Consider the following 14,818-nt stretch of genomic DNA (forward strand, 5'->3'; position numbering starts at 1 on the left):
ATTCTTTTACCTCTTACGCCAGACGCGGGTTAACTTTTTCTGCATCGATGTTGAATTTGGTGATTGCGTCCGCAACCACTTTCTTATCGATTTCGCCACGTTTAGCCAGTTCGCCCAGTGCTGCTACAACCACGTAAGAAGCATCAACTTCGAAGTGGTGACGCAGGTTTTCGCGGCTGTCAGAACGACCGAAGCCGTCAGTACCCAGAACGCGATAATCATCAGCTGGAACGTAAGTACGAACCTGCTCAGCGAACAGTTTCATATAGTCAGTAGACGCCACCGCTGGCGCGTCGTTCATCACCTGAGCGATGTACGGAACGCGTGGAGTTTCCAGTGGGTGCAGCATGTTCCAGCGCTCACAATCCTGGCCATCACGCGCCAGTTCAGTGAAGGAGGTCACAGAGTACACGTCGGAACCCACGCCGTAGTCTTTCGCCAGGATCTGCGCTGCTTCACGTACGTGACGCAGGATAGAGCCGGAGCCCAGCAGCTGAACTTTACCTTTGCTACCTTCGATGGTTTCGAGTTTATAGATACCTTTACGGATACCTTCCTCGGCACCTGCTGGCATTGCCGGCATGTGGTAGTTTTCGTTCAGGGTGGTGATGTAGTAGTAAATGTTCTCTTGCGCTTCACCGTACATGCGCTGCAGACCGTCATGCATGATGACTGCCACTTCGTACGCGTAAGACGGGTCGTAAGAGATACAGTTAGGGATAGTCAGAGACTGAATGTGGCTGTGGCCATCTTCGTGCTGCAGACCTTCACCGTTCAGAGTCGTACGACCGGAGGTACCGCCTACCAGGAAGCCGCGAGCCTGCTGGTCGCCTGCCTGCCAGCACAGGTCACCGATACGCTGGAACCCGAACATGGAGTAGTAGATGTAGAACGGGATCATCGGCAGGTTGTTGGTGCTGTAAGAGGTCGCAGCAGCCAGCCAGGATGCGCCTGCGCCCAGCTCGTTGATACCTTCCTGCAGGATCTGACCTTTCTCGTCTTCTTTGTAGTATGCAACCTGCTCACGGTCCTGCGGGGTGTACTGCTGGCCGTTCGGGCTGTAGATACCGATCTGACGGAACAGACCTTCCATACCGAAAGTACGCGCTTCGTCGGCGATGATTGGAACCAGACGATCTTTGATCGACTTGTTCTTCAGCATCACGTTCAGGGCACGAACGAAAGCGATGGTGGTGGAGATCTCTTTGTTCTGCTCTTCCAGCAGCTGAGAGAAGTCTTCCAGCGCTGGCAGTTCCAGCTTCTCGGTGAAGTTAGGCTGACGAGCTGGCAGGTAGCCTTTCAGCGCCTGACGACGTTCGTGCAGGTACTTGTGCTCTTCAGAACCTTCCGGGAAGGTGATGTAAGACAGGTTTTCTACCTGCTCATCGGTCACTGGAACGTTGAAACGGTCGCGGATATAACGCACGCCGTCCATGTTCATTTTCTTAACCTGGTGAGCGATGTTTTTACCTTCTGCGGTATCACCCATGCCGTAACCTTTGATGGTATGGGCCAGGATTACAGTCGCTTTACCTTTGGTTTCGCGCGCTTTTTTCAGTGCAGCGTAGACTTTCTTCGGATCGTGACCACCGCGGTTCAGGGCCCAGATCTGCTCATCAGTCCAGTCTGCAACCAGTGCTGCGGTTTCAGGATATTTACCGAAGAAGTGCTCACGAACGTAGGCACCGTCTTTGGATTTGAAGGTCTGGTAGTCGCCGTCAACGGTTTCGTTCATCAGCTGGATCAGTTTACCGCTGGTATCTTTACGCAGCAGCTCATCCCAACGACCGCCCCACATGACTTTGATCACGTTCCAGCCAGCACCTGCGAAGATGCCTTCCAGTTCGTTGATGATCTTGCCGTTACCGGTTACCGGACCATCCAGACGCTGCAGGTTACAGTTGATGATGAAGCACAGGTTGTCCAGCTTCTCACGGGTTGCGATGGTGATCGCACCTTTGGATTCTGGCTCATCCATTTCGCCGTCGCCCAGGAAGGCGTAAACGGTCTGCTCAGAGGTGTCTTTCAAACCACGGTGTTCCAGGTATTTCAGGAATTTAGCCTGGTAGATCGCACCGATTGGGCCCAGACCCATAGATACGGTCGGGAACTGCCAGAATTCAGGCATCAGTTTAGGGTGCGGGTAAGAAGACAGACCTTTACCGTGTACTTCCTGACGGAAGTTGTTCATCTGCTCTTCAGTCAGACGACCTTCCAGGAATGCACGTGCATAGATGCCCGGAGAGATGTGGCCCTGGAAGTACACCAGATCGCCGCCGTCTTTCTCGTTCGCTGCACGGAAGAAGTGGTTGAAGCACACTTCGTAAACGGTCGCAGAAGACTGGAAGGACGCCATGTGGCCACCCAGTTCCAGGTCTTTCTTGGATGCGCGCAGAACGGTCATGATGGCGTTCCAGCGGATTGCAGAACGGATACGACGTTCCAGATCCAGATTGCCCGGGTATTCCGGTTCGTCTTCGACGGCAATCGTGTTTACGTAGTTGCTAGCCCCTGCACCTGAAGCAACCTTCACACCGCCTTTGCGGGCTTCAGAAAGCAGCTGATCAATCAGATACTGAGCGCGCTCAACACCTTCTTCACGGATGACCGATTCGATCGCCTGTAGCCAGTCGCGAGTTTCGATCGGATCCACGTCATTTTGGAGACGTTCTGACATGGGGGTATTCCTTATCTATCTAATACGTTGATTTGTCTGGAACCTGTCCCATTGTGCTCTTGGGCAAGAACACAATAAGACAGGTTCTGCGTTTAGTTGCCGCGCTCTAAAAGTACCTGGCGCTTAATCCTTTCGTTGCTGTATGCGGCGTAATGAACGTTCGCGACGCGATTGTTCACGGCTGCGGTCCAGCAAGATTTCCTCAATGAAAGCCAGATGGCGGTGCGACGCTTCGCGCGCCTGCTCCGGTTCCCCGGCCATTATCGCCTCGAATACTCGGGTGCGATGGTTGCTTACCAGTGGGAGCATGTCCCGACGGGCATACAACAATTCAAAATTCTGACGAACGTTCTGGGCCAGCATGGGCTCCATGCAGCGTAGCAGATGGAGGAGCACCACGTTGTGGGCCGCTTCGGTGACGGCAATTTGATACTGGACGACGGCGCTAGACTCGGCGTCTAAGTCGCCGGACTGCTGTGCCCGTTCAATGGCCTGATGCAGTTCGCGGATACGCACGCGATCTTCATCAGTGCTGCGAAGGGCGGCGTAATAGGCCGCAATACCTTCAAGCGCGTGACGGGTCTCAAGCAGATCAAACTGGGATTCTGGGTGGTCAGAGAGAAGTTCTACCAGCGGATCGCTGAAGCTCTGCCACAGGCTGTTTTGCACAAAGGTTCCGCCGCCCTGGCGACGAAGCAGCAAGCCCTTTGCTTCGAGACGTTGAATCGCCTCACGCAGAGAGGGACGTGAAACGTCGAACTGTTTTGCCAGCTCGCGTTCTGGCGGAAGTTTCTCACCCGGGCGCAGAGTCCCTTCGAGGATTAAAAACTCCAGCTGCTGCTCAATCACATCAGATAGTTTTGGTTGGCGAATTTTGCTGTAGGCCATATTCCCTGTCTTACGCCTTTTTGCCCGGAGTCAATTGGTCTTACCAATTTCTATTTCGTATCGCTAAAGTAACAAAGTATTCACCTTCTGTCCATATTGGTTTTGATTGAAATCAGTAAACCCTGCACATTTTAACAACCTTACAGAAATAACGTTTCAGAAATGTAACTTTGCACAAATGAGTTGATTACTCCCAAAGAGGGAGTTTTAACCATAATGAAACGAGGGTTTTTGCAATCTGAAGCGATTCAACAAGGCAAATAATGAAAATTCGCCCACTTATGGCGCATTTCTATTCTATAGGTTGGGTTAGAACGAATTAGCGGGCCGATTTACAAATGCTTTCTTTTTATTCAAGTCGTCATCACCCTTTCATAAAGCAGGTGCATTCGCTGGCGCTTACCACTATTCTTGCGCTTACGGAAGTCATCTCCGCTTTTTTCGGTCTCGTTAACCGTAAAGAAATAAATACAGATATGGATTTTCATAATTACACACGCACAGCGTGAACATAACAACCACACACGAGGTTTCAAATGGAAGCTCAACAGCACGGCGATCAGCTAAAGCGCGGGCTTAAAAACCGCCATATACAGCTCATCGCACTGGGCGGTGCGATTGGTACCGGCCTGTTTCTGGGCAGCGCGTCCGTTATCCAGTCAGCCGGTCCCGGCATTATTTTGGGTTACGCGATAGCCGGTTTTATTGCCTTTCTGATTATGCGCCAGCTGGGTGAAATGGTCGTTGAAGAGCCGGTCGCAGGCTCCTTCAGCCACTTTGCCTATAAATACTGGGGCAGCTTTGCCGGTTTTGCCTCGGGCTGGAACTACTGGGTGCTGTACGTTCTGGTTGCCATGGCTGAGCTTACCGCCGTCGGGAAATACATTCAGTTCTGGTATCCCGAGATCCCAACCTGGGCCTCCGCAGCGGCTTTCTTCGTTATTATTAACGCCATTAACCTGACCAACGTAAAAGTGTTCGGGGAAATGGAGTTCTGGTTTGCCATTATTAAGGTGATTGCCGTAGTGGCGATGATCATCTTCGGCGGCTGGCTGCTGTTCAGCGGCAACGGCGGCCCGCAGGCAACCGTGCGCAACCTCTGGGAACAGGGCGGATTCCTGCCTCACGGCATGACCGGCCTGGTAATGATGATGGCCATTATCATGTTCTCCTTCGGCGGCCTGGAGCTGGTGGGCATCACCGCCGCGGAAGCCGACAACCCGGAGCAGAGCATTCCAAAAGCCACTAACCAGGTTATCTACCGCATCCTGATCTTCTACGTGGGCTCGCTGGCCGTGCTGCTCTCCCTGCTGCCGTGGACGCGCGTGACCGCTGACACCAGCCCGTTTGTGCTGATCTTCCACGAGCTGGGCGATACCTTTGTAGCAAACGCACTCAACGTGGTTGTTCTGACCGCAGCGCTCTCCGTTTACAACAGCTGCGTATACTGCAACAGCCGTATGCTGTTCGGCCTGGCCCAGCAGGGCAACGCGCCAAAAGCGCTGCTCAACGTTGATAAGCGCGGCGTGCCGGTAAACACCATTCTGGTTTCGGCGGTTGTGACCGCGCTGTGCGTGCTCATTAACTACCTGGCACCGGAATCGGCGTTTGGCCTGCTGATGGCGCTGGTGGTCTCTGCCCTGGTCATCAACTGGGCGATGATCAGCCTGGCGCACATGAAGTTCCGCCGCGCCAAGCAGCAGCAGGGCGTCACCACCCGCTTCCCTGCCCTGCTTTACCCGCTGGGCAACTGGGTGTGCCTGGTGTTCATGGCGGCCGTGCTGGTGATCATGCTGATCACCCCGGGTATGGCGATTTCCGTCTACCTGATCCCGGTCTGGATTGCGATCCTTGGCGTGGGCTATCTGTTCAGCCAGAAAAGCCGTAATGCTATGAAAGCACACTAAGCCTCTCTCCGCGGCGCCTGCTTTTGCGGGTGCCGCGCGTTGTTACCTCCCTCACACTTTCACGCCCACAGCGCATTTATCCATATCACCGCCCTGATACTGCAACGCATATATTCCTTTGCCAGCAAATAATTCTCTCCATACCGTAAACCGGAGAGCTGTCGATGGATAACAACACACTGTCAGTAAAAGAAAAGATCGGCTATGGGATGGGCGACGCGGGATGCAACATCATCTTCGGCGCCATCATGCTGTTTGTTAACTATTTTTATACGGATATTTTTGGCCTCGCCCCTGCGCTGGTCGGCGTGCTGCTGCTTTCCGTCCGCGTAATTGACGCCGTAACGGACCCGATCATGGGCGCGATTGCCGACCGTACCCGCAGTAAATATGGCCGATTTCGTCCATGGCTGCTGTGGATCGCCTTCCCCTACGCGCTGTTCAGCATTCTGATGTTCACCACGCCGGAGTGGAGCTATAACAGCAAAGTTATCTATGCGTTTGTCACCTACTTCCTGCTCTCTTTAACCTATACGGCCATCAACATTCCCTACTGCTCGCTGGGCGGGGTAATCACCAACGATCCAAAAGAGCGCGTGGCCTGCCAGTCGTATCGCTTCGTGCTGGTCGGCATCGCCACGCTGTTGCTCTCATTAACGCTGCTGCCGATGGCCGACTGGTTTGGCGGGGATAACAAGGCCAAAGGCTACCAGATGGCGATGACCGTGCTGGCGCTAATTGGAACCTGCATGTTCCTGTTCTGCTTCGCCACCGTGCGCGAGCGCGTGCGCCCGGCGGTACAGACCAACGACGAACTGAAAAACGATCTGAAAGACGTGTGGAAGAACGACCAGTGGGTACGCATTCTGCTCCTGACCCTGTGCAACGTCTGCCCGGGCTTTATCCGCATGGCGGCCACCATGTATTACGTCACCTGGGTGATGGGCCAGAGCACCCACTTCGCCACGCTGTTTATCAGCCTGGGCGTGGTCGGTATGATGCTCGGCAGCGTGCTGGCAAAAGTGCTGACCGACCGCTGGTGTAAGCTCAAGGTCTTCTTCTGGACCAATATCGTGCTGGCGATTTTCTCAACCGCCTTTTATTTCTTCGACCCGAAAGCCACCGTCACCATCGTAGTGCTCTACTTCCTGCTGAACATCCTGCACCAGATCCCGTCTCCGCTGCACTGGTCGCTCATGGCCGACGTGGACGACTACGGTGAGTGGAAGACCGGTAAACGCATCACCGGGATTAGCTTCTCCGGCAACATCTTCTTCCTGAAGTTGGGGCTGGCGATTGCCGGGGCGATGGTCGGCTTCCTGCTCTCCTGGTACGGCTATGACGCGGGCGCAAAAGCGCAGAGCGCGGACGCCATCAACGGGATCGTGCTGCTGTTTACCGTTATTCCCGGCGTTGGATACTTGATTACCGCGGGCGTGGTGCGCCTGCTGAAAGTGGACCGCGAAACCATGAAGCAGATCCAGTCCGATCTGGAAAAGCGTCGCAATAACTACCGCGAGCTGAATGATTATCAGGAACTGAAAGTCGCTGAGACTAAATAAGGAAAGCCGAATGCAAACCTGGCCAAACCCGTTTATTGAACAACGCGCCGACCCGTACATTTTACGCCACGAGGGGCAGTACTACTTTATCGCCTCCGTGCCGGAGTACGACAGGCTGGTGATCCGCCGCGCAGAGTCTCTGGAAGGCTTACGTAATGCCGAAGAAGTGGTGGTCTGGCGCAAACCCGACACCGGTCCGATGAGCCAGCTGATCTGGGCGCCGGAACTGCATCACATTGACGGGAAGTGGTACATCTATTTTGCTGCGACGCACACCCAGGCGCTCGACGCGCTCGGTATGTTCCAGCACCGTATGTTTGCCATTGAATGTGCCGACGGCGATCCGCTCACCGGCACGTGGGTTGAGAAAGGGCAAATCAAAACGCCTTTCGATACCTTCGCTCTGGACGCTACCACCTTTGTTCATCAGGGGAAACGCTGGTATCTGTGGGCGCAAAAAGCGCCGGACATCAACGGCAACTCCAATCTTTATCTCTGTGAAATGGAGAACCCGTGGACGCTGAAAGGCGAGCCGGTGATGCTCAGCAAGCCGGAGTATGACTGGGAGCGTCGCGGGTTTTGGGTCAACGAAGGCCCGGCGGTGCTGGTTCATGGCGATAAGCTGTTTATGAGCTATTCCGCCAGCGCTACCGACGAGAATTACTGCATGGGTCTACTGTGGATAGACCTGAATGCCGATCCGCAAAACCCGGCAAACTGGCACAAATCCCCGCGTCCGGTGTTCGTTACCAGCTATGAAAATCGCCAGTACGGCCCGGGCCACAACAGCTTTACGCAAACGCCGGAAGGGGAAGATGTGCTGGTGTATCACGCGCGGAATTACACCGAAATTGAGGGCGACCCGCTGTACGATCCGAATCGCCATACCCGACTGAAGCTCGTCCGCTGGAATGAAAACGGGATGCCTGATTTCGGCATCCCGCCCGCGGATACGTTTTAGCCTTTGCGGCGCGCTGGCCTACACCAGCGTGCCGTAAATCGTCAGCAGCGCCACGATCACCACCACCACAAACGACGTTTTCTTCGCCATGGCGACAGCGGCCTTCGGCGTTTCAATCTTGTCGGTATGCGGTTCACGCGCCAGCGAGAACTGCGCCAGACGCGTTAACACCTGGTACTGCGACGTATGGCGATCGGCAAGAGAAGCGAACCAAGCGGGCAGCGCTTTTTCACCGTGACCAATTAACGCGTACACCACGCCTACCAGACGCACCGGGAGCCAGTCGAGCACGTGCAGGATGGCGTCAATGCCGGACTGCAGACGTTCATGCGGCGTCAGATAACGGGCAAGCCAGGTCTGCCAGGCGCGCAGGAACGCATATCCCATCAGCAGCACCGGCCCCAGCGGGCCACCCACTACAAACCAGAACAGCGGCGCAAGATAGTAACGGAAGTTAATCCACAGCAGCGCGTTTTGCAGCTCGCGCAGGAATTCGCGCTCGTCGCAGTCCGGCGGCACGCCGTGGATCATGGTTAGTTCGCTCGCCATGGCACCGCGCGCATGGGCATCGTCACGGGAGGCGGCTTTCAGGTATGCGTGATAATGTAAACGCACCTTGCCCGCACCAATGCACAGCACCCCAAGCAGGATCCACACCACCAGCAGCGGCACGTTGAAAAAGAGTCCGTACAGCGAGCGCAGGAGCAGGAACGTAATGACCATCACCCCTGCCATCATCAGCAGCGTGCGCAGCATGGAAAAATGTTTGATACGGCGGAACAACACCTCCAGCCGGTGATCCAGATGCCAGTGCTCGCCGAGCTTGAACAGGCGTTCAGCGATGATAACCAGCAGCATGGTAAACAACGTCATGGTATCTCCTTATTCTGACGACGCGGTGAGCATGGCGCGAAATCGGGGCCAGTCAAAGGCCGGGCCGGGATCGGTTTTTCTCTCCGGGGCAATATCACTGTGTCCCGTGATATTGTCGGCGATAGCCGGGTAGAGGCCGATAAGCGTGCGGGTCACTGCCGCTAGCTGTTGATACTGTGAATCGGTGTAGGGCGTGGTATCCGTGCCTTCCAGTTCAATCCCGATAGAAAAATCGTTGCACCGTTCGCGCCCGTGATACATCGACACCCCGGCATGCCAGGCGCGCTTATCAAAGGGAACATACTGAACCACTTCACCATCGCGACGAATCAGGCAGTGAGCCGATACGCGCAGATGTGCAATTTCAGCAAAGAAGGGATGAGCATCGGGATCAATCGTTCCCGTGAATAACGCATCGATCCACGGGCCGCCAAATTCACCCGGCGGGAGACTAATATTATGAACCACCAGCAGTGTGGGCTTTTCATCCTCCGGGCGGCAATCGTGGTGCGGCGAGGGCACACGCCGCGCATCCACCAGCCATCCGTTTTCTAACAACATGCTGGAACTCCTTCTGTATGGTGCAATGACTCGGTTCAGAGTAGCATGTTTCAATATTATGATTCGTTACCAATTTGGAGTTTTATCATGCCGCCTCGCCGCTACAACCCCGACCACCGACGTGAAGCGCTTCTGGAACGTATTAATATGGATATTCCGGCAAGCGTCTCCCATGCTTTGAAAGAAGATCTGGGCGGTGACGTTAACGCTGATAAGGATATTACCGCACAATTGTTGCCAAAAGAGACGCGCTCCCACGCGGTCATTATCACCCGTGAAGAGGGCGTTTTTTGCGGCAAGCGTTGGGTTGAAGAGGTCTTTACCCAGCTGGCGGGTGATGATGTGCAGATTATCTGGCACGTTGAAGACGGCGATGCAATTACGGCAAACCAGCCGCTGTTCGAACTGGACGGTCCTTCCCGCGTCTTGCTGACCGGCGAACGTACCGCGCTCAATTTTGTACAAACGCTCTCTGGCGTGGCCAGTGAAGTGCGTCGCTACGTTGACCTGCTGGCCGGTACCCGCACCCAGCTGCTGGATACCCGCAAAACGCTGCCAGGCCTGCGCACCGCGCTGAAGTATGCGGTGCTCTGCGGCGGCGGCGCAAACCATCGTCTGGGCTTATCCGACGCCTTCCTGATTAAAGAGAACCACATTATTGCCTCCGGCTCCGTGCGTCAGGCGGTGGAGAAAGCCTTCTGGCTGCACCCGGATGTGCCTGTCGAGGTAGAAGTCGAAAGCCTGGAAGAGCTGGAGCAGGCGATTAAGGCCGGGGCCGATATCATCATGCTCGATAACTTCGAAACAGAGCAGATGCGCGAGGCGGTAAAACTGACTAACGGCCGGGCCCAGCTTGAAGTATCCGGGAACGTCACTTTCGAAACGATCCGTGAATTCGCCGAAACCGGCGTGGATTACATCTCCGTCGGCGCGCTGACCAAACACGTTCGCGCTCTCGACCTCTCAATGCGCTTCAAATAACGCATTCTCCCCTCTCCACCCGGAGAGGGGAATTTCAGCCCCGCTCGCAGATCCGCTGTTCTGCCCTGCAACACTGAAAAAATTCTCGGAAGCCTCCTTCCCGTTCCCTTTTTTGCCTCTCGTTTCTGCTCTTTCCCGCTGACAAAGTAGCGCCACTTTGCATAAGGAGCAGATATGAACAGACAACAAGGATTCACACTCATTGAGCTGATGGTGGTCATTGGCATCATTGCGATTCTGAGCGCCATCGGCGTTCCCGCCTATCAGAACTACCTGCGCAAGGCGGCGCTGACCGATATGCTGCAAACCTTTGTTCCCTACCGTACGGCCATTGAGCTTTGCGCACTGGATCACGGTGGCGTGGAGAGCTGCGACGCCGGCAGTAACGGTATTCCTTCCCCCACCACGACGCGCTACGTTTCGGGAATGAACGTGGCAAAAGGGACCGTGACCTTAACAGGACAGGAGAGTCTTAACGGGCTGACGGTAACCATGACGCCACGGTGGAGCGATGGCAACGGTATGACGGGCTGGACGCGTGACTGCAATATCAGCGCGGACAGCGCCCTGAAACAGGCCTGCGAAGACGTTTTCCGCTTCGACAATAACTGAGGAGCGGATAATGAATACCGATCAACTCGTGGCGCTTTGTCAGCGCCATCACGCTCTGCTGCTCACCAGCGACAGTGACATGGTCAGCATCGCCGTCGTGGGCAGCCCCGCGGCTGAACTCATGGAGGCGCTGCGTTTCGCGACCCAGAAACGGATTGATATTGAGTGCTGGAGCGCTGAGCGCATGGAAAAACACCGGCAGCTAACGTCACAATCGCATCTGCCCGTCGTTTCGCAAACACACTCGACGGTGGATATCCTCAATTACACGCTGCAGCAGGCAATCAGCCAACGCGCCTCCGACATTCATATCGAACCGATGGAGCACGCATGCCAGATCCGTTTGCGCATCGACGGGGTTCTTTGCCCCCAGCCTCCGCTTTCCGCCTCGCTGGCCAGCCTGTTCAGCGCTCGTTTAAAGGTGCTGGGTAATCTGGATATTGCAGAACGTCGTTTACCTCAGGACGGTCAGTTTACGATTGAGCTGGCAAACGCGCCGGTCTCGTTTCGGATCGCGACGCTTCCCTGCAGCGGTGGTGAGAAAATTGTGCTGCGTCTGCTGCATCAGGTTCAGCAGGCTCTTGAGCCGAAAGCGCTTGGTATGAGTGCAGAACAACTGGCCTGTTTTAATGAGGTCCTCCACCAGCCGCAGGGGTTGATTCTGGTCACCGGCCCTACCGGCAGCGGCAAAACCGTGACGCTGTACAGCGCGCTGCAGGCGCGTAACACCCCTGACGTCAACATCTGTAGCGTAGAGGATCCCATTGAGATCCCCCTTGCGGGATTAAACCAGACGCAGATTAATCCCCGGGCGGGTTTAACATTCCAGAGCGTGCTGAGGGCGCTGCTGCGTCAGGATCCAGACATCATTATGGTCGGTGAAATCCGTGACGGCGAAACGGCAGAAATTGCCATTAATGCCGCTCAGACCGGTCATCTGGTGCTGTCAACGCTGCACACCAACTCGACGACGGAAACCCTGATTCGCCTGGAGCAGATGGGCGTCGCGCGCTGGATGATATCTTCCGCGCTGTCGATGGTGATTGCCCAGAGACTGGTCCGGCGTTTGTGTCCGCACTGTCGCCGGGAAGCCAGCGAGCATGCTGAATTACCGCGCGCCGTATGGTCCAGACCACTTCCTCGCTGGCAGCCCACCGGCTGCGATCGCTGTTATCATGGTTTTTATGGCCGCGTGGCCATTTTTGAAGTACTCGCGATCGACAATGACCTGCGTCAGGCCATTGCCAGCGGGGCGGGAATCGAAGTGATAGAGGCGAGCGCCCGGCAGGCGGGAATGATTTCTCTTTTTGAGCACGGCTGCATGGCCGTCGAGCAAGGGCTGACCACGATCGAAGAGCTGGTGCGCGTGCTGGGAATGCCGGATGGCTGCTAATCAGCTCTGGCGCTGGCGAGCGCTCACCAAAGAAGGAGAACTCCGAAGCGGAACGCTCTGGGCCACAGACCGCACTGCCGCCTTCACCAGGCTGATGCGCAGCGATCTCCATCCTCTGGCGCTGACCCGATGCGCTCAGCGACACCGCTGGCGGCCGCATCACTGCTGCGAGATGTTTCGCCAGCTCGCAACGCTTCTGCAGGCGGGGCTGACGTTGTCCCACAGCCTGCAGATGCTGGCAGAGCAACATCCGTTAAAACCGTGGCAGGCGCTGCTGCAAAGCATTGCCGATGAGCTCAGTGAGGGTTCCCCCTTTTCTGATTCGCTAAAAAAGTGGCCAGCCGTTTTTAGCCCGCTGCATATCTCGATGGTGAAAACCGGTGAGCTCACAGGAAAGCTGGAGGAGTGCTGCCGCCAGCTCGCGCAGCAGCAAAAAGCGCAGCAGCAGCTCAGAGAGAAGGTGAAAAAGGCCCTGCGCTACCCGGCGATCGTCCTGACGCTGGCCGTACTCGTGGTGCTGGCGATGGTCATTCTGGTCTTACCCGAGTTTGCCGCGATCTACAAAACGTTTAACACGCCGCTCCCGATGCTGACGCAAATGGTCATGGGGATGGCCGCATTTATCCAGTCCTATGCCCTCGCGTTATTCGCCACGTCATTAACGCCCTTAGCCGCCGCCTGGGTACTGCGGCAGAACCCTCGCTGGCAGCGCATGCTGATGCACATGCCCGTGATGGGCGCGCTGGCAAAAGGACAAAAACTGGGACACATCTTTACCGTGCTGTCGCTCACGCAGCAGGCCGGTATCCCCTTTTTACAGGGCCTGGAGAGCGCAGAGGAGACCGTTGAAAGTTGTTACTGGCGGGGGATACTCTGCTGCGTTCGGGAGGACATTGAAAAAGGTCTCCCCGTCTGGTCATCCTTTCAGAAAGCAGCCATCTTTACCCCGCTGTGTATTCAGCTTTTACGAACCGGTGAAATGTCAGGTGCGCTGGACATCATGCTGGCAAACCTCGCCCGGCATCACACGGAACAGACCTTTCAGCGGGCAGATAATCTGGCGGCACTTCTCGAGCCGGTGCTTCTGATTGTGACAGGGGTCATCATCGGCACGCTAGTGGTGGCAATGTACCTGCCGATTTTCCATCTGGGGGATGCGATGAGCGCGGGGTAGTTGAACAGTGCTGGCGCACGGGCATGCGCCAGCCGAAGCCATTACAGGCTATTGAATACGCGGTTTTCCTGTTCCTGAACGCGAATAAACGTCGTACGTTTAGTCAGTTCTTTCAGGCGGGATGCCCCAACGTAGGTGCAGGCCGAGCGCAGGCCGCCGAGGATATCGCGCGCGGTGTATTCAACCGGGCCGCGCAGAGGCAGCTTAACGGTTTTGCCTTCTGCCGCACGGTATTTTGCCACGCCACCGACGTGACGGGTCATCGCGGATTCAGAGCTCATGCCGTAGAACAGCATAAATTTCTCGCCATTCTCTTCAACAACGGTACCGCCGCTCTCTTCGTGGCCTGCCAGCATACCGCCGAGCATCACGAAGTCCGCGCCGCCGCCGAAGGCTTTCGCAACATCGCCCGGCGTGGTACAGCCGCCATCGCTGATGATCTGGCCGCCGAGACCGTGCGCCGCATCGGCACATTCAATGACGGCGGAAAGCTGCGGATAACCGACGCCGGTTTTGACGCGTGTCGTGCACACGGAGCCAGGGCCAATACCCACTTTCACGATATCTGCGCCGGAAAGGATCAGCTCTTCACACATTTCACCGGTCACCACGTTGCCCGCGATGATGGTTTTCGTCGGCCAGGCCTCGCGCGCCTTGCTGACAAACTGCACAAAGTGCTCGGAGTAACCGTTCGCCACGTCAATACAGACGAAGTTGAGCGCCGGGTTAGCATTCAGGATCTGTTTGGTCTTCTCGAAATCCGCATCGGAGGTACCGGTGGAGACCATCACATGCTTCACCACGTCAACAGACGCGGACGCAACAAACGCATTCCACTCTTCAGGGCTGTAATGCTTGTGCACGGCGGTAAGAATGTCGAACTGTGCCAGGGCGGTTGCCATCTCAAAGGTTCCCACAGTATCCATGTTGGCAGCGATGATCGGCACGCCAGACCAGGTCTGACCGGAATGCTTAAAGGTGAATTGACGTTCGAGTTCAACGTCTGAGCGACTTTTCAGTGTAGAGCGTTTAGGGCGGATAAGAACGTCTTTGAAACCTAACTTCAGATCTTCTTCGATACGCATGTGCGGATTCCTGGGGTTAGAGGCAAATATGTTAAAAGCACAACTCCAGTGACGTTATCATACGCACTAATACCTGCTCCGCAAGACTGCGAAATTCTCTTTTTTTACGCTACAATCCTATAAATTTACCTGGTAAAAAGCCGG

At 55.6% G+C, this 14,818-nt stretch carries 12 protein-coding genes; 7 read left to right on the forward strand and 5 right to left on the reverse strand.

What is annotated here, in order from left to right; all coding sequences use genetic code 11:
• Positions 1-13: 13 nt before the first annotated feature.
• Positions 14-2,677 (reverse strand): pyruvate dehydrogenase (acetyl-transferring), homodimeric type, encoded by a 2,664-nt coding sequence (aceE, locus tag ACJ69_RS13450; protein WP_023310418.1) that lies wholly within the window; start codon positions 2,675-2,677, stop codon positions 14-16.
• Positions 2,678-2,800: 123 nt separating this feature from the next.
• Entirely contained in the window at positions 2,801-3,565 is a 765-nt protein-coding gene (pdhR, locus tag ACJ69_RS13455; protein ID WP_008501960.1) for a pyruvate dehydrogenase complex transcriptional repressor PdhR, read from the reverse strand.
• A 536-nt stretch (positions 3,566-4,101) separates the two neighbouring features.
• Here pdhR and aroP point away from each other — a divergent pair.
• The 3 genes from aroP to ACJ69_RS13475 all read left to right on the forward strand — a co-directional run bounded on the left by aroP (position 4,102) and on the right by ACJ69_RS13475 (position 7,995).
• Positions 4,102-5,472 (forward strand): aromatic amino acid transporter AroP, encoded by a 1,371-nt coding sequence (gene aroP / locus ACJ69_RS13465; RefSeq protein WP_054829520.1) that lies wholly within the window; start codon positions 4,102-4,104, stop codon positions 5,470-5,472.
• Positions 5,473-5,636: 164 nt separating this feature from the next.
• Positions 5,637-7,034, forward strand: coding sequence for a glycoside-pentoside-hexuronide (GPH):cation symporter (locus tag ACJ69_RS13470; RefSeq protein WP_059347178.1), 1,398 nt, complete (start codon positions 5,637-5,639; stop codon positions 7,032-7,034).
• A 10-nt stretch (positions 7,035-7,044) separates the two neighbouring features.
• Complete coding sequence (locus tag ACJ69_RS13475) at positions 7,045-7,995, forward strand: glycoside hydrolase family 43 protein (RefSeq protein WP_059347179.1); 951 nt, start codon at positions 7,045-7,047, stop codon at positions 7,993-7,995.
• 18 nt (positions 7,996-8,013) lie between these two features.
• Here the strand turns inward: ACJ69_RS13475 and ampE are convergent, their stop codons facing one another.
• Positions 8,014-8,868, reverse strand: coding sequence for a beta-lactamase regulator AmpE (gene ampE, locus ACJ69_RS13480; protein WP_059347180.1), 855 nt, complete (start codon positions 8,866-8,868; stop codon positions 8,014-8,016).
• A 9-nt stretch (positions 8,869-8,877) separates the two neighbouring features.
• The gene (gene ampD / locus ACJ69_RS13485) at positions 8,878-9,429 is read right to left on the reverse strand and encodes a 1,6-anhydro-N-acetylmuramyl-L-alanine amidase AmpD (RefSeq protein WP_047646641.1); all 552 of its coding nucleotides are present in this window, start codon (positions 9,427-9,429) and stop codon (positions 8,878-8,880) included.
• A gap of 87 nt (positions 9,430-9,516) precedes the next feature.
• Here ampD and nadC point away from each other — a divergent pair, with 87 nt between their 5' ends.
• From nadC to hofC, 4 genes are all read left to right on the forward strand, one after another.
• Positions 9,517-10,410: a carboxylating nicotinate-nucleotide diphosphorylase gene (nadC, locus tag ACJ69_RS13490; RefSeq protein ID WP_038417651.1), complete on the forward strand. Its 894-nt coding sequence runs from the start codon at positions 9,517-9,519 to the stop codon at positions 10,408-10,410.
• A 174-nt stretch (positions 10,411-10,584) separates the two neighbouring features.
• Positions 10,585-11,022, forward strand: a complete 438-nt coding sequence (gene ppdD / locus ACJ69_RS13495) for a prepilin peptidase-dependent pilin (protein ID WP_029741237.1) — start codon at positions 10,585-10,587, stop codon at positions 11,020-11,022.
• Between the two features lie 10 nt (positions 11,023-11,032).
• A complete protein-coding gene (gene gspE / locus ACJ69_RS13500; protein ID WP_054829519.1) occupies positions 11,033-12,415 on the forward strand; it encodes a type II secretion system protein GspE in 1,383 nt (460 codons plus the stop codon).
• Positions 12,405-13,589: a protein transport protein HofC gene (gene hofC / locus ACJ69_RS13505; RefSeq protein WP_059347181.1), complete on the forward strand. Its 1,185-nt coding sequence runs from the start codon at positions 12,405-12,407 to the stop codon at positions 13,587-13,589. The genes gspE and hofC overlap by 11 nt, the downstream gene beginning before the upstream one ends.
• Positions 13,590-13,630: 41 nt before the next feature.
• On the opposite strand, the gene ACJ69_RS13510 is transcribed toward hofC, so the two are convergent.
• A complete protein-coding gene (locus ACJ69_RS13510) occupies positions 13,631-14,674 on the reverse strand; it encodes a GMP reductase (RefSeq protein WP_054829518.1) in 1,044 nt (347 codons plus the stop codon).
• Positions 14,675-14,818 lie beyond the last annotated feature (144 nt).

The organism is Enterobacter asburiae (genome assembly GCF_001521715.1).
GTDB classification, from domain to species: Bacteria; Pseudomonadota; Gammaproteobacteria; order Enterobacterales; family Enterobacteriaceae; genus Enterobacter; species Enterobacter asburiae.

Bases quoted from the DNA above. Each gene is read 5' to 3' on its own strand.
- aceE (WP_023310418.1), bottom strand. From the start codon at position 2,677: ATGTCAGAACGTCTCCAAAATGACGTGGATCCGATCGAAACTCGCGAC.
- pdhR (WP_008501960.1), bottom strand. From the start codon at position 3,565: ATGGCCTACAGCAAAATTCGCCAACCAAAACTATCTGATGTGATTGAG.
- aroP (WP_054829520.1), top strand. From the start codon at position 4,102: ATGGAAGCTCAACAGCACGGCGATCAGCTAAAGCGCGGGCTTAAAAAC.
- ACJ69_RS13470 (WP_059347178.1), top strand. From the start codon at position 5,637: ATGGATAACAACACACTGTCAGTAAAAGAAAAGATCGGCTATGGGATG.
- ACJ69_RS13475 (WP_059347179.1), top strand. From the start codon at position 7,045: ATGCAAACCTGGCCAAACCCGTTTATTGAACAACGCGCCGACCCGTAC.
- ampE (WP_059347180.1), bottom strand. From the start codon at position 8,868: ATGACGTTGTTTACCATGCTGCTGGTTATCATCGCTGAACGCCTGTTC.
- ampD (WP_047646641.1), bottom strand. From the start codon at position 9,429: ATGTTGTTAGAAAACGGATGGCTGGTGGATGCGCGGCGTGTGCCCTCG.
- nadC (WP_038417651.1), top strand. From the start codon at position 9,517: ATGCCGCCTCGCCGCTACAACCCCGACCACCGACGTGAAGCGCTTCTG.
- ppdD (WP_029741237.1), top strand. From the start codon at position 10,585: ATGAACAGACAACAAGGATTCACACTCATTGAGCTGATGGTGGTCATT.
- gspE (WP_054829519.1), top strand. From the start codon at position 11,033: ATGAATACCGATCAACTCGTGGCGCTTTGTCAGCGCCATCACGCTCTG.
- hofC (WP_059347181.1), top strand. From the start codon at position 12,405: ATGGCTGCTAATCAGCTCTGGCGCTGGCGAGCGCTCACCAAAGAAGGA.
- ACJ69_RS13510 (WP_054829518.1), bottom strand. From the start codon at position 14,674: ATGCGTATCGAAGAAGATCTGAAGTTAGGTTTCAAAGACGTTCTTATC.